The sequence below is a fragment of the Flavobacterium sp. genome (assembly GCF_965262375.1).
In the GTDB taxonomy this organism is placed as follows: Bacteria; Bacteroidota; Bacteroidia; order Flavobacteriales; family Flavobacteriaceae; genus Flavobacterium.
This window is the reverse complement of sequence record NZ_OZ253527.1, coordinates 41,291-58,939: the sequence shown is the minus strand read 5'-3', so window position 1 is coordinate 58,939 and position 17,649 is coordinate 41,291. Positions and strand designations below refer to the sequence as shown.

Annotated in this window: 15 protein-coding genes and 8 tRNA genes; 12 read left to right on the top strand and 11 right to left on the bottom strand. The window is 31.9% G+C overall.

Going from position 1 to position 17,649, the window contains the following annotated elements; translation table 11 throughout:
• Position 1: 1 nt before the first annotated feature.
• From ACQY29_RS00300 to ACQY29_RS00255, 10 genes are all read left to right on the top strand, one after another.
• Entirely contained in the window at positions 2-1,048 is a 1,047-nt protein-coding gene (locus tag ACQY29_RS00300; RefSeq protein WP_428223298.1) for a glycosyltransferase, read from the top strand.
• An 11-nt stretch (positions 1,049-1,059) separates the two neighbouring features.
• The gene (gene asnB / locus ACQY29_RS00295; protein WP_428223297.1) at positions 1,060-2,952 is read left to right on the top strand and encodes an asparagine synthase (glutamine-hydrolyzing); all 1,893 of its coding nucleotides are present in this window, start codon (positions 1,060-1,062) and stop codon (positions 2,950-2,952) included.
• A complete protein-coding gene (locus ACQY29_RS00290) occupies positions 2,942-4,093 on the top strand; it encodes a hypothetical protein (protein WP_428223296.1) in 1,152 nt (383 codons plus the stop codon). Before asnB ends, ACQY29_RS00290 begins: the two co-directional genes overlap by 11 nt.
• Entirely contained in the window at positions 4,071-5,222 is a 1,152-nt protein-coding gene (locus ACQY29_RS00285) for a glycosyltransferase family 4 protein (protein ID WP_428223295.1), read from the top strand. Before ACQY29_RS00290 ends, ACQY29_RS00285 begins: the two co-directional genes overlap by 23 nt.
• Entirely contained in the window at positions 5,215-5,817 is a 603-nt protein-coding gene (locus ACQY29_RS00280; protein ID WP_428223294.1) for a sugar transferase, read from the top strand. Before ACQY29_RS00285 ends, ACQY29_RS00280 begins: the two co-directional genes overlap by 8 nt.
• A gap of 15 nt (positions 5,818-5,832) precedes the next feature.
• On the top strand, positions 5,833-6,489 hold the full coding sequence (locus ACQY29_RS00275) for an acetyltransferase (RefSeq protein ID WP_428223293.1): 657 nt from the start codon (positions 5,833-5,835) through the stop codon (positions 6,487-6,489).
• Positions 6,476-7,600, top strand: a complete 1,125-nt coding sequence (locus ACQY29_RS00270) for a DegT/DnrJ/EryC1/StrS family aminotransferase (protein WP_428223292.1) — start codon at positions 6,476-6,478, stop codon at positions 7,598-7,600. The genes ACQY29_RS00275 and ACQY29_RS00270 overlap by 14 nt, the downstream gene beginning before the upstream one ends.
• A 73-nt stretch (positions 7,601-7,673) precedes the next feature.
• A complete protein-coding gene (locus tag ACQY29_RS00265; protein ID WP_428223291.1) occupies positions 7,674-9,641 on the top strand; it encodes a polysaccharide biosynthesis protein in 1,968 nt (655 codons plus the stop codon).
• Positions 9,641-10,417 (top strand): polysaccharide biosynthesis/export family protein, encoded by a 777-nt coding sequence (locus tag ACQY29_RS00260; RefSeq protein ID WP_428223290.1) that lies wholly within the window; start codon positions 9,641-9,643, stop codon positions 10,415-10,417. Before ACQY29_RS00265 ends, ACQY29_RS00260 begins: the two co-directional genes overlap by 1 nt.
• 6 nt (positions 10,418-10,423) lie before the next feature.
• The gene (locus ACQY29_RS00255; RefSeq protein WP_428223289.1) at positions 10,424-12,799 is read left to right on the top strand and encodes a GumC family protein; all 2,376 of its coding nucleotides are present in this window, start codon (positions 10,424-10,426) and stop codon (positions 12,797-12,799) included.
• 920 nt (positions 12,800-13,719) lie between these two features.
• Here the strand turns inward: ACQY29_RS00255 and ACQY29_RS00250 are convergent.
• The 8 genes from ACQY29_RS00250 to ACQY29_RS00215 form a co-directional block, all read right to left on the bottom strand.
• Positions 13,720-13,793 (bottom strand) — tRNA-Met (locus tag ACQY29_RS00250).
• Positions 13,794-13,803: 10 nt separating this feature from the next.
• Positions 13,804-13,876 (bottom strand) — tRNA-Lys (locus ACQY29_RS00245).
• Between the two features lie 20 nt (positions 13,877-13,896).
• A tRNA-Leu gene (locus ACQY29_RS00240) sits at positions 13,897-13,978 on the bottom strand.
• A gap of 29 nt (positions 13,979-14,007) precedes the next feature.
• Positions 14,008-14,080, bottom strand: a tRNA-Lys gene (locus ACQY29_RS00235).
• A 28-nt stretch (positions 14,081-14,108) separates the two neighbouring features.
• Positions 14,109-14,181: transfer RNA gene (locus ACQY29_RS00230), tRNA-Lys, on the bottom strand.
• Between the two features lie 29 nt (positions 14,182-14,210).
• Positions 14,211-14,283, bottom strand: a tRNA-Lys gene (locus tag ACQY29_RS00225).
• Positions 14,284-14,312: 29 nt separating this feature from the next.
• Positions 14,313-14,385: transfer RNA gene (locus ACQY29_RS00220), tRNA-Lys, on the bottom strand.
• Positions 14,386-14,413: 28 nt separating this feature from the next.
• Positions 14,414-14,486 (bottom strand) — tRNA-Lys (locus ACQY29_RS00215).
• 124 nt (positions 14,487-14,610) lie between these two features.
• Between ACQY29_RS00215 and ACQY29_RS00210 the strand changes: the two genes are divergently transcribed.
• Positions 14,611-15,132 (top strand): shikimate kinase, encoded by a 522-nt coding sequence (locus tag ACQY29_RS00210; RefSeq protein WP_428223288.1) that lies wholly within the window; start codon positions 14,611-14,613, stop codon positions 15,130-15,132.
• On the opposite strand, the gene ACQY29_RS00205 is transcribed toward ACQY29_RS00210, so the two are convergent.
• From ACQY29_RS00205 to ACQY29_RS00195, 3 genes are read right to left on the bottom strand one after another with little or no spacing between them, the layout of a single operon-like run.
• Positions 15,120-15,617: a phosphoribosyltransferase domain-containing protein gene (locus ACQY29_RS00205; protein WP_428223287.1), complete on the bottom strand. Its 498-nt coding sequence runs from the start codon at positions 15,615-15,617 to the stop codon at positions 15,120-15,122. The two genes, ACQY29_RS00210 and ACQY29_RS00205, sit on opposite strands and share 13 nt — an antisense overlap.
• A 6-nt stretch (positions 15,618-15,623) precedes the next feature.
• Positions 15,624-16,205, bottom strand: coding sequence for a methyltransferase domain-containing protein (locus ACQY29_RS00200; RefSeq protein ID WP_428223286.1), 582 nt, complete (start codon positions 16,203-16,205; stop codon positions 15,624-15,626).
• Complete coding sequence (locus tag ACQY29_RS00195) at positions 16,192-16,587, bottom strand: RNA-binding S4 domain-containing protein (RefSeq protein ID WP_428225852.1); 396 nt, start codon at positions 16,585-16,587, stop codon at positions 16,192-16,194. Before ACQY29_RS00195 ends, ACQY29_RS00200 begins: the two co-directional genes overlap by 14 nt.
• A 76-nt stretch (positions 16,588-16,663) precedes the next feature.
• Here ACQY29_RS00195 and ACQY29_RS00190 point away from each other — a divergent pair, with 76 nt between their 5' ends.
• Positions 16,664-17,638, top strand: coding sequence for an FKBP-type peptidyl-prolyl cis-trans isomerase (locus ACQY29_RS00190; protein ID WP_428223285.1), 975 nt, complete (start codon positions 16,664-16,666; stop codon positions 17,636-17,638).
• Positions 17,639-17,649: the final 11 nt, after the last annotated feature.

The following is a 17,649-nucleotide window of genomic DNA, read 5'->3' as shown; positions in this document are numbered from 1 at the left end:
GATGGAATTCTTTTTTTTTACAAAATATGATATGTCTGGCCCGAGTAGCAGATATAGAACTTACCAATATCTGCAACATTATGAAAATGAAGGTATAGTATGTAAGGTTTTTCCTTTATTTGAAAAAGAGTATTTTGAGTTAAAAGGTTCAAGGAAAGTAGTTTATGTTTTAAAGCAATATTTTACAAGGTTTTTTCATTTGCTATCATTATTGAATGGGAAAAAAGTTTACATTGAGTACGAATTATTTCCTTATTTTTTTTCTTTTTTTGAATTTATTCTATATCTATTTAATGTTAAGTACATAGTAGATTATGATGATGCTATATTTCATAATTATGATAACAATAAAAGTGGAATTATCAGATTTCTTCTTAAAAAGAAGATTAAAAATGTAATCAAATTTTCTTCAGTTGTAATAACAGGAAGCCCATATTTAACTTCTTATGCAAAAAAACACAGCAAAAATGTTATAGAAATTCCTACCTCTGTTAGTAGTGAAAAGTACAATAAAATTGTGGCTAATTTTAATGAGGTTTTTATAATCGGTTGGATAGGATCTAAGTCAACAAGTGTTAATATTGTTGAAATGATTGAAGTATTCAAGAATATTAGTGATATTAATTATTGTTTATATTTAGTAGGTTTTGATGCTGATTTAGAATTTAAGCTGAAAGGTGTAAATTATAAAATTATATCTTGGACTTCAGAGTTTGAAGTAAGTTGGATTAACAAATTTGATGTTGGAATAATGCCTCTTGTTGATAACTCTTTCAATAAAGGAAAATGTGGGTTTAAACTAATTCAATATATGGCTTGTGCTAAGCCAACAATTTCTACGCCTCTTGAAGCTAATGTTAAAATTAATAGAAATAAAAAAAATCTTCATGCTAGTTCTATCTCTGAATGGGAGATTGAAATAAGAAAAGTTTTTGAAAGCAGGGAGGTTTTTAAGCGCGTAGGAATGGATAATTATAATTGTTTTCTTGATTTTTATTGTGTTGAAAACAATAAAAATGAATACATATCTATTTTGAAAAAACTATAAAGATATCAGTTATGTGCGGAATAAATGGTTTTGTATTACAATCGATAAATGAACAAGAAGCTATGAATAAGTTAGAGCGCATGAATGCTCTAATACACCATAGAGGGCCTGATCAAAATGGTTTTTTTGTTAAGTCCTTAGAAAATTGTATCCTTGGTTTTGCCATGCAACGATTATCAATTATCGACTTGTCATCAGGTAAACAGCCCATATCAAGTACTGATGGTAATTATACCATTGTGTTTAATGGCGAAATTTATAATTATCGTGTACTTAAACAACAACTCTTAGATTTAGGCTATCAGTTTCAAACCAAATCAGATACCGAAGTTATTTTGAATCTCTATATTCACTACGGTGTAGATGCTTTCAGTATGCTAGATGGTATGTTTGCTTTTAGTATTTACGATAAAATCAGAAATAAAGTATTTATAGCTAGAGATTATTTTGGGGAGAAACCATTATATTATTCACAAACAGATGAAGGTGTGTATTGGGGGAGTGAATTGAAGTCAATAGTCAATCGGTTATCTCGTAAACCTGAAATTTCAAAGCAAGGATTGAATCTTTATTTTCAACTGACTTATATACCAGCTCCTTTTACTATTTATGAAGGGATTTCTAAATTAGAAGCCAATAATTATTTGGAAATTAATTTGGGTAATATAAGTTTATCTATTCACACGATCAAAGAGTCAGTGCATGAGGACTATAGTCAATTATCAAAGGCCGATGCAGTTAAGGTAAATCACGATTTGGTTCAAGAATCCGTTTTAAGTCGTTCTGAGTCTGAAGTTCCTTTGGGGACATTTTTGTCCGGAGGAGTTGATTCTTCAATTGTTTCTTTATGTTTAGCGCAACAGACCAATAAAAAAATTGATACATTCTCAATAGGTTTTGATAAAAAAGAATTTGATGAATCTGAAAAAGCAACTACGGTTGCTAATTTAATAGGTAGTAACCACCATAAATTTATTATTTCAGAAAAAGACTTGATGCAAGATGTAGACCGAATTCTTTTGAATTTTGATGAGCCTTTTGCGGATTCTTCAGCTTTGCCAACTTTTTTAGTTGCACTTAAAACTCGTCAAAAAGTGACTGTTGCCTTAACTGGCGATGGCGGTGACGAAGTATATGGGGGATATAATAAATATTATATGGGGAAATTAAACCAAAAGTATACTTCAATAGTGCCTGAGAGTGTAAATAACTGGATTAAAACAGGAGTGTCAAAATTTGTGGTTAATAAAGATGATCAGCGTGGATTTGCATTTAAGTTAAATAGGCTTATGAATGCGATGAATTATGAGGGGGATTACTATTATAATATCATTTCTTTAGCATTTCAAAAAAATGAATTAGAGAGTTTATTACATTCTAAATTTCAATACACAGATGCTTTAAATTATTATAAGGCTAAAATTAATAAAGAAAATTTAGGACTCACAGAATTTAGAAACATTGATAGAATGTTGAGCTTGGAAGGTGATATGCTAGTGAAAGTGGATCGAACAACTATGCTATCGTCTTTAGAATCTCGTGCTCCATTTTTGAATAAAAAACTGTGGGACTTTACCTCGCAGTTATCAGAGAATTACCTTTTGAAAGGATTTGACAAAAAGCATCTTTTGAAAGAATCATTCAAACAGTATTTTCCTGAGAAATTTCTAGACAAATCTAAAAAAGGCTTTGGAGTGCCAGTTGGGGATTGGTTAAGAGGTTTTTTAAAACCAGAGCTTTTGCGTTATGTTGAAACTGATTTTCTTTTGAAGCAAGATTTGTTTAACGTAACATATATACAGGATTTAGTATCGAATCATCTAAGTGGGAAAAGAGATAATACTTTTAGAGCATGGACTTTTTATTGTTTCCAAAAATGGTATTACGAAACATATGATAACTAGCTTATTTATTGGTTGTTTTGCAGTTTTGCAAATAGTATGGTTTGGTTTTTTTTTGAAGAAATATACTAGTGGTATATCTAATAAAAAGCAGTTATTTTTTGTTATACTACTTTTAGTAGAACACTTTTTTTTTGGTTATGTAGCCTATAAATTTACGCTTCAGAATCCTATATCAGATGTAAAAAATTACTTAAAGTACGCATTAAATCCTGTCACCTCAGAACAATTTTACTTTGTAGGGCATGATTTTTTTATACTGATGTATCGTTTACTTTTTAGAATTGGTTTTAATTTCCAATTATTGTTTTTGTCCTCGGTATTAGTAAGCAGTATTCCATTTGTCTTATTGTTTAAGAGATATCTTGAATTGGGTTCGGGAAAAATACATTGGTTGCAATATACTTTGCTATTGCCTTCATTTCATTTTTGGAGTGTTTTGCCTGGTAAAGATTGTTTGGTATTTGTAATGTTAGTATTTATTCTTTACAAATTAAAAGAGGTGCAATTTAGTTGGAGTATTTTGGTGGCATTACTCTTCTTATTTCTAGTGCGACCTTATGTTGGAGTAATTGTTTTACTTTTTTTAGCGGTTGTATTATTTGAAAACTATAAAAATAAAATAAGGAAAGAGTTTTGGATTCCAATAGTACTACTTTCTTTTTTTGGAGTAGTCTTTTTTTTAACGCAATTTGTAAAATTGGAAACTCTTAGTATTGAATCGGTACTATTGAAATTTAAAACGTATCAAAATTATGTCGAAAAACACGCTACTCCAAACTATTTAATAGATATGGGGTATATGGGGCAGGTTTTGATGTTGTTGTGTATGCCATTGTTTTATAAAGTTGAAAATTCTTTTCAATTCGTTAGTTCAATTGAAAATGTAGTACTCTTGTCCTTTATTATCTATTTCTTTTTCAAAAAATTCTACAATCATGCTAGGAATTGGTTAGAATTAGATGTTAAATTTGCACTTTATACATCAATTTCTATATTTCTGTTTTTAAGTACTTATATTTATAATTTAGGGTTAGCTTCCAGAATGCGATTGATGTTTTATCCTCTTTTCTTTTATGTGATGGCGCAGAGTCTAAAAAAAGATAAACTAAATAAACTGAATGAAAAAGACAAAAATAGTTAGGATCACTACTGTTCCTATCTCACTTGAAAAACTTTTAACTGGACAATTGACATATATGAGTCAGTTTTACGAAGTTATAGCTATTTCCTCTGAGAAAGAAAACTTAGACAAATTTGGAGAGTCAAATGAAATACCTACTTTTTATTTGAATTTAACCCGTAAAATAACTCCTTTTCATGACTTGTACGCTATTTTTCGGTTAGTTGTTTTCTTGAGAAAAATAAAACCTGAAATAGTCCATACCCATACCCCTAAGGCAGGTATGGTAGGGATGATAGCCTCTAAATTAGCAGGAGTACCCCATAGATTACACACCGTAGCAGGACTCCCGTTGATGGAAACAGTTGGTGTAAAAAGGAAAATTCTAAATCTAGTAGAAAAATTAACTTACGTTTGTGCTACTAAAGTCTATCCAAATTCGAAAGGACTTGAAAAATTTATTTTGGAAAATGATTTTGCATCTAAAGGGAAAATTAAAATTATAGGAAATGGGAGTTCAAATGGAATTGATACCACTTTTTTTGCACCTGAACAAATTTCTGAAGAAGAAACCTTAAAGTTAAAAGCACGTTTACATATTGCAAAAGATGATTTTGTTTTTATTTTTGTGGGGAGGTTAGTAAAAGATAAAGGAATTAATGAATTGATTACTGCCTTTACCAATTTGAATTTAAGTAAAACAAAGTTATTGTTAGTAGGTCCTTTAGAATCTGATTTAGATCCTCTATTGCCTGAAACTTTAACCGAAATTGAAGAAAATATAAATATTATAAGTGTAGGATACCAATCTGATGTAAGATCTTATTTTAAGCTTGCAAATGTATTGGTTTTTCCTAGTTATCGCGAAGGTTTTCCGAATGTAGTGATGCAAGCTGGAGCCATGGAATTGCCCGCTATTGTCTCAAATATTAATGGTTGCAATGAAATTATAGAAGGAGGGAAAAATGGTTTGATTATTCCAGTGAAGAATAGTAAAGCCGTTGAAGAAGCGATGAGAAAAGTATACCAAGAAAAAAGTTTGCTTGATCAACTTAAATCAAATGCTCGTCAGATGATAGTTTCAAGATACGAACAAAAAATAATTTGGGAGGCGATACGTAATGAATATGAAAATTTAGAAGATGTATAGATTTTTTTTAAAACGATTACTTGACTTTTTAGCGGCACTAATTGGTATTGCTATGCTAAGCCCCTTTTTTATACTTGTATTTGTAGGCTTGTTTATAGCTAATAAAGGAAGTGTCTTTTTTGTTCAACCTCGACCAGGGAAAAATGGAAAAGTTTTTAAGATATATAAATTTAAAACCATGACCGATGAACGTGATGCGAATGGTGTACTTCTTCCAGATGCTGATCGTTTGACAACTATGGGTAAAATAGTAAGAAAAACGTCTTTAGATGAAATACCGCAATTGTTTAATGTCGTAAAAGGCGACATGAGTGTGGTAGGGCCCAGGCCTTTATTAGTGGGGTATTTGCATAAATATAACGATTTTCAAAAACGCCGACACGAGGTGAGACCAGGAATCACAGGTTGGGCTCAAGTAAATGGGCGTAATGCGATTACTTGGGATCAGAAATTTGAATATGATGTGTGGTATGTTGAAAATTATAGTTTTTTAGTAGATTCAAAAATTTTCTTGATGACACTTTTTAAATGGGCTAATAAAGAAGGAATTAATGCAGGAGACAATACGACAATGGAGCCTTTTAGTGGGGAATAACTTAAAATGAATCAAATGAAAAAAATTGCTGTTTTTGGGGCAGGAGGTTTTGGAAGAGAAGTAAAGACTATTATCGATGCTATAAATCTCGGAAATGGAAAATATCAATTTATTGGTTATTTTGATGATGGTATTGAAAAAGGGAAATCAGTTAATGGATTTCCTGTTTTGGGCGGAATAAATGAGATCAATGACTTTGAAGATGATTTAGAATTGGTTCTTGCAATCGGTGATCCTAAAATAAAAAAAATAGTTCAAAAGAAAATAAGTAATAAAAAAATCAATTTTCCTGTCTTGATACACCCGTCTGTATTAATTTCAAATGATGATGTGGTTATTGAAGAAGGCTGTATTATTTGTGCAGGGACAATAATTACTTGTAATATCAAAATTGAAAAATTTACTATTTTAAATTTAGCCTGTACAGTGGGGCACGATACCGTGATAGGCGCATATAGTTCCTTTATGCCTTCTGTTAATATTTCTGGAGAGGTAAATGTAAAAGAAGGGGTGTATGTGGGGACAGGAGCAAAAATTATAAATCTTTTAGAAATTGGAGAAAATACAATTGTTGGAGCAGGGGCAGTGGTCTCTAAAAGTTTACCTGCTAATTGTACAGCGGTAGGGATACCCGCTAAACCTATTAAATATCATACTAATGAGTCAATCTAAAATATGGCTTTCCTCTCCACATATGGGAGGAAACGAACAAAAATATGTGCAAGAAGCTTTCGATACGAATTGGGTAGCTCCTTTAGGTCCCAATGTGAATGGCTTTGAATTGGATTTAGAAAAATATTTGGGTCAGGATGTGTCGGTTGCGGCTTTAAGTTCAGGCACAGCAGCTTTACATTTAGCCTTAATAATGTTAGGTGTAACAGCTGGAGATGAAGTTATTTGTCAGAGTATGACATTTTCAGCTTCTGCTAACCCTATTGTTTATCAGGGAGCAACTCCTGTTTTTGTGGATAGTGAGTCAGAAACTTGGAATATTTGTCCCGTTGCTTTAGAAAGTGCTATTGTAGATCGAATGGCTAAGGGAAAAAAGCCTAAAGCAATTATAGCAGTACATTTGTATGGTATGCCGTATAAACATACTCAAATAATGGCTGTGGCATCTAAATATGGAATTCCGGTTGTTGAAGATAGCGCTGAAGCGTTAGGAAGTTCATATAATGGTTTGAAATGTGGTACTTTAGGTGATATTAGTATATTGTCCTTTAACGGGAATAAAATAATTACTACTTCAGGTGGCGGAGCTTTGGTTACTAAAAATAAAGATATTAAAGAAAAAGCTGTTTTTCTTTCTACACAAGCACGTGATAATGCACCTCACTATCAGCATAGTGTTGTGGGATATAATTATCGTATGAGTAATATTTGTGCAGGAATTGGAAGAGGACAAATGGAAGTTTTAGAGACTCACGTAGCTAACCGCCGCGCTGTGAATCAGTTGTATTATGAGTTTTTTAAAGATAAAGAAATAGTTTTACTTCGAGAAAATTCTACAACTTTAATTTCAAATCATTGGCTTTCTGCAGTAGTTTTGCAGAATTATGAGCAAAGAGAAGCTTTACGTCTTGCTTTTGAAAAAGAAAACATAGAAACCAGGCCTTTATGGAAACCGATGCATATGCAACCTATTTTTGAAAAATCACCTTATTATGGTGGAAAAATAGCAGAAACTTTATTTGATAAAGGATTGTGTTTGCCTTCAGGATCAAATATGTCAGAACAAGATATGCAAAGAATTTTGAATGTCTTAGAAGATTTTTTTAAATAAATTAGTTTGTAATTTTAAAAATTGCAATTCACTTATGTACATTTGTGAATAGTTTTAAATTAAATTAACGCTATTGAGTACTGAAAAAAGAAATATAAATAAATTAATTTTAGAATTGCTTACTGCTCGCAGTCAAACAGTATTCAAGATAAATAACTTAGGTTATTTGCCTAGGTGGGTTGTCTTGTTATTAGATGTAGTGGTTATTAGCTTTTCTTTTTTATGTACTTTTTATTTATTCAATGGATTAAGTAGACATTATTTTGAAACTGAAAATTGGACTATAGTAGCGTCTATATATTTCGGTTTTAGTCTTATATATTTCTGGTGGTTTAAAACCTATGCAGGAATTATAAGGCATTCCTCATTTATTGATGCAATCAAAATTTTTATTGCTCAAGGATTTATTTTTCTGAGTGTATTTGTTGTTAATATTTTTTCCCTTTTTGTTTTCAAGAAGCAATTGTTGCTAAATAGTGCTTTATTAATTAATACGGTTTTAGCGTATCTCTTTCTTTTTTTCTATAGAGTTTTAGTGAAGCAGATTTTTGAAATGTTTATGCGTGAAACAACAGGTGAAAAGTTAATTAATGCTTTAGTCTATGGTGCCGATGCGAATGCTATTTCTGTAACCAATGCACTTATTTCTGAAACCCCTTCTCGATTTAAAATTAGAGGTTTTATAGATAAATATAATACGAATGACTCAAAAAGAATTTTAAATCTACCTATTTTAAGTCAACGCAAAAAAGTTTCCGTTTTAATGCGAAACATGAAAGTTGATGCGTTAATAATAGCTGATAAAGGACTTTCGAATGAGGAAAAAATCTCCATTGTAGACGATTGTTTAGAACATAATTATAAAGTGTACACAGTTCCAATCATATCGGACTGGGAGAATGAAGTGGAGATTTCTAAAAAAATTAAAACATTTCAAATCGAAGATTTGTTAGATAGAAAACCAATTGTTCTCGATAAGCAAATTATTTCAGATCAGTTGAAAAATAATACAGTTTTAGTTACTGGTGCAGCGGGTTCTATTGGTAGTGAAATAGTTAGACAAATTGTTGGTTTTGGTCCAAAACGCATACTTTTATTAGATCAAGCAGAGACTCCTTTACATGATTTGATGTTGCAATTGCAAAACTATCATGAGCAAATCGAGGTAATACCTTTAATTGCTGATGTGCGTGATATGGTATCATTGGAAAATATTTTCGAAAATTACCATCCTAATTTAGTTTATCATGCTGCGGCTTATAAACACGTTCCTCTAATGGAAGAAAATCCTTCGCAAGCTATTTTTGTAAATGTTTGTGGTACTAAAAATTTGGCCGATCTTTCTGTTAAATATGGAGTGGAACGTTTTGTAATGGTTTCTACAGATAAAGCGGTTAATCCAAGTAATGTAATGGGGGCAAGTAAGCGCATCGCTGAAAAATATGTGCAGTCTTTTTATTTTAACGAATTGACCAATTCTAAAAATACAACAAAATTTATTACTACTCGTTTCGGAAATGTGTTAGGTTCCAATGGTTCTGTTGTTCCCTTGTTTACAAAGCAAATTAATGAAGGTGGTCCAGTGACCATTACACATAAAGATATTATTAGATACTTTATGACGATTCCTGAGGCTTGTCAATTAGTGTTGGAAGCTGGAGCCATGGGTAATGGGGGCGAGATTTATATTTTTGATATGGGTAAACCTGTAAAAATATATGATTTAGCTATTAAAATGATACGTTTAGCAGGGTTTGTTCCTGAAGTAGATATTAAAGTTAAAGAGGTTGGGTTGCGACCAGGTGAAAAGTTGTATGAAGAACTGTTAAACGATTCCTCTAAAACTTTGCCTACCCATCATGAGAAAATTATGATTGCTCAAGAAATTATAGAAGATTATGCAGATGTAAATGCTGCGATCGGTAAAATTAGTAGAATCGCTTCGGAATATAAATACCATGCATTGGTTCAGGAAATGAAAATACTTGTTCCAGAATTTAAAAGCCTTAACTCTATTTTTGAAATTTTAGATAAACAATAATGATTAAATTTTTAAAACTATTTTGTTACTCAGCTTTGGTAGCTCTTACAATGGGTTGTAGTCAACAAAAGAAAATTGCCTATTATCAAAATATTGATTCAGTTGCAAGCTTGGGAAATCAAAGTTTTGAATCAAAAATTCAGCCAGATGATCTTTTAATGATTGTGGTTTCTGCACCTGATCCTGAAACAGCTATACCTTTTAATTTAAATTCAGAAAGTGTTGCTACTCCTAATTTACAATCGATGACTATGGGACAGAGACAACATATGTTGTATTTAGTCGATAAAAGTGGGAATATTGAATTTCCCGTACTTGGAACAATAAATTTAACTGGAAAATTGAAAGGAGAAGTAGTTGAACTATTGAAGGGTAAATTACAGCAATATATTAAAAAACCGATAGTAAACCTTAGAGTAATGAATTATAAAATTGCTGTGCAAGGCGAAGTTACTCGACCAGGAGTTTATCCAATATCTAGTGAAAGAATTACTTTGTTAGAAGCTATAGCGCTTGCAGGAGATTTGACTATATACGGGAAAAGAAATAATGTTCTTGTTATTCGTGAGGTTGATGGTAAAAAAAATATAGCTAGGGTAGATTTGACTAAAGCTGATTTTATTAATTCTCCTTATTACTATTTGTTACAGAATGATGTGGTGTATGTTGAGCCTAATGGTGCAAAATCAAATTCATCTACTTTCAATCAAAATATTCCTGTTTGGATTTCGTTGAGCTCTGTTTTACTTTCTTTAATTGTACTTTTTAAAAAATAATTTATAATGCAAAATAATAACTTAGAACATAATACTGAGGAGAAATTTGACTTAAAGCAAATTTTAAGTACTTATGTTAGAGCATGGAAATGGTTTGTTTTAAGCGTTATAATTTGTTTTGTATTAGCTAAGGTTTATTTACGTTATACAGTACCTGTTTATAAAGCATCTGCGACAATTTTAATTAAAGATGAAGATTCAGGGGGCTTAGCTTCAGAATTGTCTGTGTTCAAAGAATTAGATGTAATGGGTTCGGGTTCTCGTAATATAGATGACGAGATAGAGATTTTACGTTCGAGATCTCTTGCAGAAAAAACAATAAAAAAGGGTGGGTTTAATGTTAGTTACTTTACAGAAGGACGTATAAAATCAGTTGATTCCTATGGAGAAAATTTGATAAATCTTAAATTTACTGCTAAGGATTCTTTGTTGTGGGATCGTGATACTATAATGGCTGTTCAAATTCTATCCAGTTCAAAATATGAATTATTTGATGCTAAAAGTAATTCATTAGGTGAATTTGCTTTTGGACAAGTGATTAAATCCAAGGACTTAGGAGGTTTTAGTATCGAAAAAAATAGACCTATTGGTAAACGTGGTCAATTAATCCCTTTTTCAAATGTTTTTTATAAAATTCAAATTCAAAATATAAGCAAATTAACAGAAAAAATGGCAAAGGATTTAAAAGTAGAACCTTTGACAAAGAAAACTAATGTGTTGGAATTAACTTTGAATGATCAAGTAGCTAAGAGAGCGGAGGATTATTTGAATACTTTAATTTCTATTTATAATTTCGAAGCTGTTAAGGATAAAAATACGATTAGTCAGAAAACAGCTGATTTTATTAATGATCGTTTAGAAATTATTACCTCTGAATTAGACGGTGTTGAAAAGCAGGTTGAGTCATTTAAATCGAACAAGCATATAGTGGATATCCCTACAGAAGCTGAACTAAATTTGAGAACCAACCAAGAAGTTAAGTTAAATGAAATTTCTTCAAGTGCGAAGCTTCAAGTCGTGGACATGATGTTGCTTCATTTACGCCAAAGTCAGTCGTATGATGCTATGCCTATTAATATTATTCCAGGTGAAGCTTCAGCTACAAATTTAATAGGTGAATTTAATAATCTAATTGTTGAGCGAAATAGACTTTTGCAAAGCTCAACGGAAAATAACCCTACAGTTTTAAGGTTAAATGACAAAATTATTTCCTTGAAAGAAAGTATTAAGGAGAGTTTAAAAAGACTTAGAGGGAGTTTACAAGTTGAAACATCTAAGCAAAAAGGATATGGAGATGGCTTAGATAAGAAAATAAATGCTTTGCCTAAAATCGAAAGAGAATTTAGAAATATATTTCGTCAGCAGCAGATAAAAGAAGAACTTTATTTATACCTGTTTAAGAAAAGAGAAGAAACTGCAATTACCTTGGCAGGTACTGCTCCAATTTCGAAAGTGGTTGATAAAGGTTTTTCAAATGATCTGCCTATTTCACCTAAGAGACAAATTGTGTATGTTTTTGCACTCTTGTTAGGAATTTTTATTCCTTTTGCGGTTATTTATATAGTGAATTTACTGGATACTAAAGTTAAACGCAAAGAAGATTTAGATAAATTAGGAATACCTTTCTTGGGTGATGTACCTCATTCAGATTCAAATGAACAAGTAATTCAGTCGAATAGTCGTACAAGTTCTGCGGAAGCTATTCGAATAGTTCGTACAAATCTTGAATTTGTGCTAAGTGGAATCGATTCACATTTGGCTAAAACCATTTTTGTAACGTCTACTGTCCCTGGTGAGGGGAAAAGTTTTATGGCGGCTAATTTAGCTTCAACCATTGCAATTTCTGGAAAACGTGTCTTGTTGATAGGTTTAGATATTCGTAATCCTAAAATTGATGAGTATTTTAACGTGCCGCATCGTGGTGTGACTAATTTCTTGATGAATTCGAAAGATGAAATTGAGAAGTATCTTTTGCAGCAATCGGGTTATGAACATTTTGATATTTTGCCTTCAGGGGTTATTCCGCCAAATCCTGCTGAGTTGTTGATGAATATGCGTTTGGATCTTATGTTTGATGAATTAAAAGCAAAATATGATTATATAGTGGTTGACACAGCTCCAGTGAGTCTTGTTACAGATACATTATTGATTTCTAAAAATGCTAATGCTTTTGTTTATGTAGTACGTTCTAACTATTTAGATAAAGAAATGCTTAAAATTCCTTCTACCTTGTATCAGGAGAATAAATTGCCTAATATGGCTGTAGTGCTTAATGATACTGATGTTGAAAAAGGCTACGGGTATGGGTATGGCTATGGACAAGAAGTGAAGAAAAAAAGTATTCTAGAACGAATAAAAGAGTTTATTATGTTTAAAAAATAAATGACCTTGTAATATTTATAAAAGACTACCTTGATTAGGTGGTCTTTTTTTATTTAAATCTTTAAAGAGCTCTAGTTTCTAGAATGCAATAGCGTTATTATAATTCGTATTTTATGGTTTTTAAGTAAGATTGTACTCTAGTAATCTGATGTTGAAATGATAACATTTATATTTTGAATTTTATTCTAAAAAGTAGGTTGCAAAGTAATTTAAATTTGTATATGTTTCTATGTGCTTAGCGTTATCAATGGCTTTTTTAATGAATGTCTAAAAATCTCATTAGTAGTATTTTTTGGAATGAAATACAAAATTATAGAGTACTTATGGCTTTTTATAGCATGACTTTTTAATCCAGTATTTTTTAAGTTTAAAGGATATAATTTGTAATCTAAAAAATCACTTAATTTATATCTTTCGTGAAGTAAGGTTGCGACTTAAGCTTTTTTGTAATGAGTGTCTGGTAGGTTGTTTGTTCTTTTACTGCTGTTTTTAGGTGATTGTAGAAGTATATGTTGTTTTGAGTTTTAAATGAAATTACGGGTGTTTAAAATAGCAATTCTTCCAAAATTTAGCAATTCCTAAGTTGTACTTTGTTTTTAGGATTAGGTTTGGATACTTAGAATTTGAAAGTCCTTGTGTTTAATTTTCGGATTATTGATAATTGTGATCTTTAAGTACGAAAAATCAATTGTTAACTACAAAGCAATATGGAATTACTGTGATTTACAGAAGTGTAAAAACGGCTGCAGAAAATGCTAAAAGAAATGCTTTTATAAGTGAATTTAGAGGCGTGATAATATAGATTTCTTCTTGGTTAGATTTGTAAATTTATATGTCTAATTTATCAAATCCACAGGTTTTTGATTGAAAAAAGTGTGTAATAAAAAAGGCTTGATTTTAAATAAATCAAGCCTTTTTAGTAGCGAAGACGGGAGTTGAACCCGTGACCTCAGGGTTATGAATCCTGCGCTCTAACCAACTGAGCTACCTCGCCATTATGTTTGTGACCCCGCTGGGATTCGAACCCAGGACCCCATCATTAAAAGTGATGTGCTCTACCAGCTGAGCTACGGAGTCTAAATTTTACAGTATTTCAGTGACCAAAATGGGACTCGAACCCATACGTCTTGCGACACCACCCCCTCAAGATGGCGAGTCTACCAATTCCTCCACTTGGCCTTTTTAAGAACCAAATACTGTTGGTTTTGTGACCCCGCTGGGATTCGAACCCAGGACCCCATCATTAAAAGTGATGTGCTCTACCAGCTGAGCTACGGAGTCTAAATTATAATTTCAGTATTTCAATAAGTGACCCCGCTGGGATTCGAACCCAGGACCCCATCATTAAAAGTGATGTGCTCTACCAGCTGAGCTACGGAGTCTAAATTATAATTTTCAGTATTTCAATAAGTGACCCCGCTGGGATTCGAACCCAGGACCCCATCATTAAAAGTGATGTGCTCTACCAGCTGAGCTACGGAGTCTAAAATTATAATTTGAGTGTTTAAACTAGTGACCCCGCTGGGATTCGAACCCAGGACCCCATCATTAAAAGTGATGTGCTCTACCAGCTGAGCTACGGAGTCTAAATTATAATTTCAGTATTTCAATAAGTGACCCCGCTGGGATTCGAACCCAGGACCCCATCATTAAAAGTGATGTGCTCTACCAGCTGAGCTACGGAGTCTGAAACATTATCTGTTTGCGGGTGCAAATATATTACCTTATTTTTGATTTTTCAAAGAAATACGGTTTTTATTTTTGTAATAATTTATGTATTTTTTAATTGTTTGATTTTTAGTTGTATAGAAATGGGTAAGATCGTGTTAGTAGGTTATATGGGTGCTGGTAAATCGCATGTAGGGGCATTGTTGTCTGAAAAAATGAATCTAAAATTTTTAGATTTAGACGATTTAATTGAGAAAAGTGAAGGAAAAAGTATAAAAAATATCTTTTCTGAACATGGAGAAATTTATTTTAGGAAGGTTGAAAGTAAAATTTTTAATACAGTTTTAGCTTCTAATGATGATTTTGTGTTAAGTGTAGGGGGTGGGACACCTTGTTATGCTAATAATCATCTTTTATTAAATAGTGAAAATGTTTTTTCAGTGTATTTAAAGGCGTCTGTAACTACTTTAAAAGATAGATTGATAAAGGGTAAGACGAAGCGTCCTTTAATTGCCGATTTGGATGAAATAGAGTTGGAGGAATATATTGCGAAGCATTTATTCGACAGAAATTATTATTATCACCAATGTACTAAAATAATTTCTGTCGATGCTAAAACTCCAGCGGAGATTGCTCAAGAAATTATGACTGTTTATTCTAAATAAGCGTGATTGTTATTTTCTTCAAAAATCACTTGCACGTGTTCTAAAATAGAAGTTGATAGTGAGATGCCCTTGAAATCTGCTTTGATAGGGTATTTCTTATGGTTACGATCAACTAATACAGCAGTTTTGAATTTCTTTAAAGGAACATTCAAAAAATGTTTCACTCCGTAAATCAATGTTGTTCCTGTGTTGAGTACATCATCTACTAAAATCAAACCTTTATTAGTGTATTCTTCTTCAGATAATGATGTTTTTATGTCGGCTTTTGGGTTTTTCTTGTCAATGACCACTTCGCAAAAGTGTATCGATAAGGTGCTTATTTCTTTTAAAGTTTCTGATAATTTTTGTGCTAATACACTCCCATTGCCTTGAATGCCTGCGATGATGATTTCGTTTTCATCTATGAAAGTTTCATAAATTTGATAGGCAATGCGTTTTATCTTGAATTCAATTTCCTGATGATTCAGTATGATATTTTGATTCATGTGTTGTTATTTTTTGGTAAATATAAAAAAGAGTTCGTTTTCTTGTCTTGGTTTTATTGAATTATAAGCGGTTTCCAATTTTCTAATTTGAAAAAGAGGGGAGAATAATTCAATGTATGATTCTTTTGATCCTCCAAATGGTGGTCCAGATTCAGTTAGCGGGAATTGGAATAATAGTCCAGCAATTTTACCCTTAGGTTTTAAAAGCGAATACATTTTTTGAGCATAATTTTTCCTAAGTTCTGGGTCTAAAGCGCAAAAAAAGGTTTGCTCGATAATTAGGTCATAGGTTTCGTGATGATCAAAAAAATCGCCAAGAATTAATTGGTCTTTTGGGTAGTTAGGAATTCTTTTTTTTAGATTTTCTAATGGTGTTTCAGCATAATCCAAAACATGCGTATTTTGAAAACCCTTTTGAATCAAATATTCAAATTCATAAGAATTACCACAGCCAGGAATTAGAATTTTGATGTTTTTATCTTCAAGTTGGTCGATATATGCTTTAATGGGTGTGGTTATTTGCCCCGCATCCCAGCCGGTTTGAAGGTTTTGATATCTATTTTCCCAATACTCGCTATTCAGTTTCATCAGCAAAATCGTTTTCTATGTCTAATTCATAATCATCTAAATCCCTACGGTCTTTTTTTGTAGGTCTTCCTTCTCCGAATTTTCGATAATGTGCCTTAGATAATTTTAATAATTCTAAATGTGCAAAAGCTTCTTCGGGGGTCTCGTCTCTTCTGTAAACATCTACAAGTTTTGCACCTACACGACTTTGGGGTATGTCAAGCACACTGATAATGTAAGTGATTTGGTCTTTGCGAAAAGTTACTTTGTCTCCTGGGAAAACTTCCTTAGAAGGTTTGGCTACATTGCCATTTACAGTTACTTGATTTTTTTTACAGGCTTCAGTTACCATATTTCGTGTTTTGTAGTAGCGAACGCACCATAAGTATTTGTCTACACGCATAAAGTCAAAAATCTTAGTTAAAATCCAATACAAAAATAAATCAAAATTGTATCTTGCGTCCAAATTTTTAAAAAGAATGAAGAAACTAATAAAAAACATAGTTTTGTTTTTGGTCGCAACAGGTTTTGTGGCTTGTAATAAAAGTGATGATTCAGGGCAAGTGTTTACTGCTAAGCCTTATAGTGAGGTGACTCCAGGGGAGGTGGCTCAAATTGAAAAATTCTTTGAAGACTTTCATATGGATATAGATGCTGATAAAAATATCAGCTTTACAGAGCGAACGGCGAATAGTAGTTTAGCTTCGATTAAGGATGAATTTAAACCACAATTTAAAACTATTAATTATGATGGTTATGATTTTAAAGTTTATTATATCCCTACGCAAACAGGTGTTAACAATGATTTAAGACCATGTCCTCTTGATTCAGTGTTTGTTTCTTATCATGGCTTGTTGTTGAATAAAAAAGCTCAATATGACGTTAAAAATACTTTTAATGAAAACCAAACTTTTGATCAGAGGAGAAGTCCGGTTTGGTTTAATTTAAATAATCAAGATTTAAGAGTAGGATTTAAAAAGATGATGAGTTTTTTATTGCCAGGAAATAGCATGGTTGATTCATCGAATAATGTTCTGAGTTTTCAAAATTTTGGTTCACAGGTTATTTTCTTGCCTTCAGGTTTAGCGTATTATGGTTCTGGGAATGGTTTAATTTCGTCATATGCACCTCTGATTTTTAATATTAAGTTGATGAAGATTAGGCGAGTGGATAATGATAGAGATAAGGTGGAGTCTGTTTTTGAAGAATTTGAAATTGAAAGTGATCCTGTAAAATTTGTAAATAATCCTTGGATAAGTAAAAATCAAGATACTGATGGTGATAAATTCCCTGATTATTTTGATCAAGATGATGATAATGATGGTGTGTTAACCTTTGATGAAGTGGTTAAGACTAAAAATAGTGATGGGACTTATGTTTTTTGGGATTATGCTAATATTCCAACTTGTGAAGACAATGTGAAACGACATTTATCTAAAAAATGTAGTAAATAATCTTAAGAGTT

What these genes read in the sequence shown, in the direction of transcription:
- ACQY29_RS00300 (WP_428223298.1), top strand. Translation starts at nt 2, where the DNA reads ATGGAATTCTTTTTTTTTACAAAATATGATATGTCTGGCCCGAGTAGC.
- asnB (WP_428223297.1), top strand. Translation starts at nt 1,060, where the DNA reads ATGTGCGGAATAAATGGTTTTGTATTACAATCGATAAATGAACAAGAA.
- ACQY29_RS00290 (WP_428223296.1), top strand. Translation starts at nt 2,942, where the DNA reads ATGATAACTAGCTTATTTATTGGTTGTTTTGCAGTTTTGCAAATAGTA.
- ACQY29_RS00285 (WP_428223295.1), top strand. Translation starts at nt 4,071, where the DNA reads ATGAAAAAGACAAAAATAGTTAGGATCACTACTGTTCCTATCTCACTT.
- ACQY29_RS00280 (WP_428223294.1), top strand. Translation starts at nt 5,215, where the DNA reads ATGTATAGATTTTTTTTAAAACGATTACTTGACTTTTTAGCGGCACTA.
- ACQY29_RS00275 (WP_428223293.1), top strand. Translation starts at nt 5,833, where the DNA reads ATGAAAAAAATTGCTGTTTTTGGGGCAGGAGGTTTTGGAAGAGAAGTA.
- ACQY29_RS00270 (WP_428223292.1), top strand. Translation starts at nt 6,476, where the DNA reads ATGAGTCAATCTAAAATATGGCTTTCCTCTCCACATATGGGAGGAAAC.
- ACQY29_RS00260 (WP_428223290.1), top strand. Translation starts at nt 9,641, where the DNA reads ATGATTAAATTTTTAAAACTATTTTGTTACTCAGCTTTGGTAGCTCTT.
- ACQY29_RS00255 (WP_428223289.1), top strand. Translation starts at nt 10,424, where the DNA reads ATGCAAAATAATAACTTAGAACATAATACTGAGGAGAAATTTGACTTA.
- ACQY29_RS00210 (WP_428223288.1), top strand. Translation starts at nt 14,611, where the DNA reads ATGGGTAAGATCGTGTTAGTAGGTTATATGGGTGCTGGTAAATCGCAT.
- ACQY29_RS00205 (WP_428223287.1), bottom strand. Translation starts at nt 15,617, where the DNA reads ATGAATCAAAATATCATACTGAATCATCAGGAAATTGAATTCAAGATA.
- ACQY29_RS00200 (WP_428223286.1), bottom strand. Translation starts at nt 16,205, where the DNA reads ATGAAACTGAATAGCGAGTATTGGGAAAATAGATATCAAAACCTTCAA.
- ACQY29_RS00195 (WP_428225852.1), bottom strand. Translation starts at nt 16,587, where the DNA reads ATGCGTGTAGACAAATACTTATGGTGCGTTCGCTACTACAAAACACGA.
- ACQY29_RS00190 (WP_428223285.1), top strand. Translation starts at nt 16,664, where the DNA reads ATGAAGAAACTAATAAAAAACATAGTTTTGTTTTTGGTCGCAACAGGT.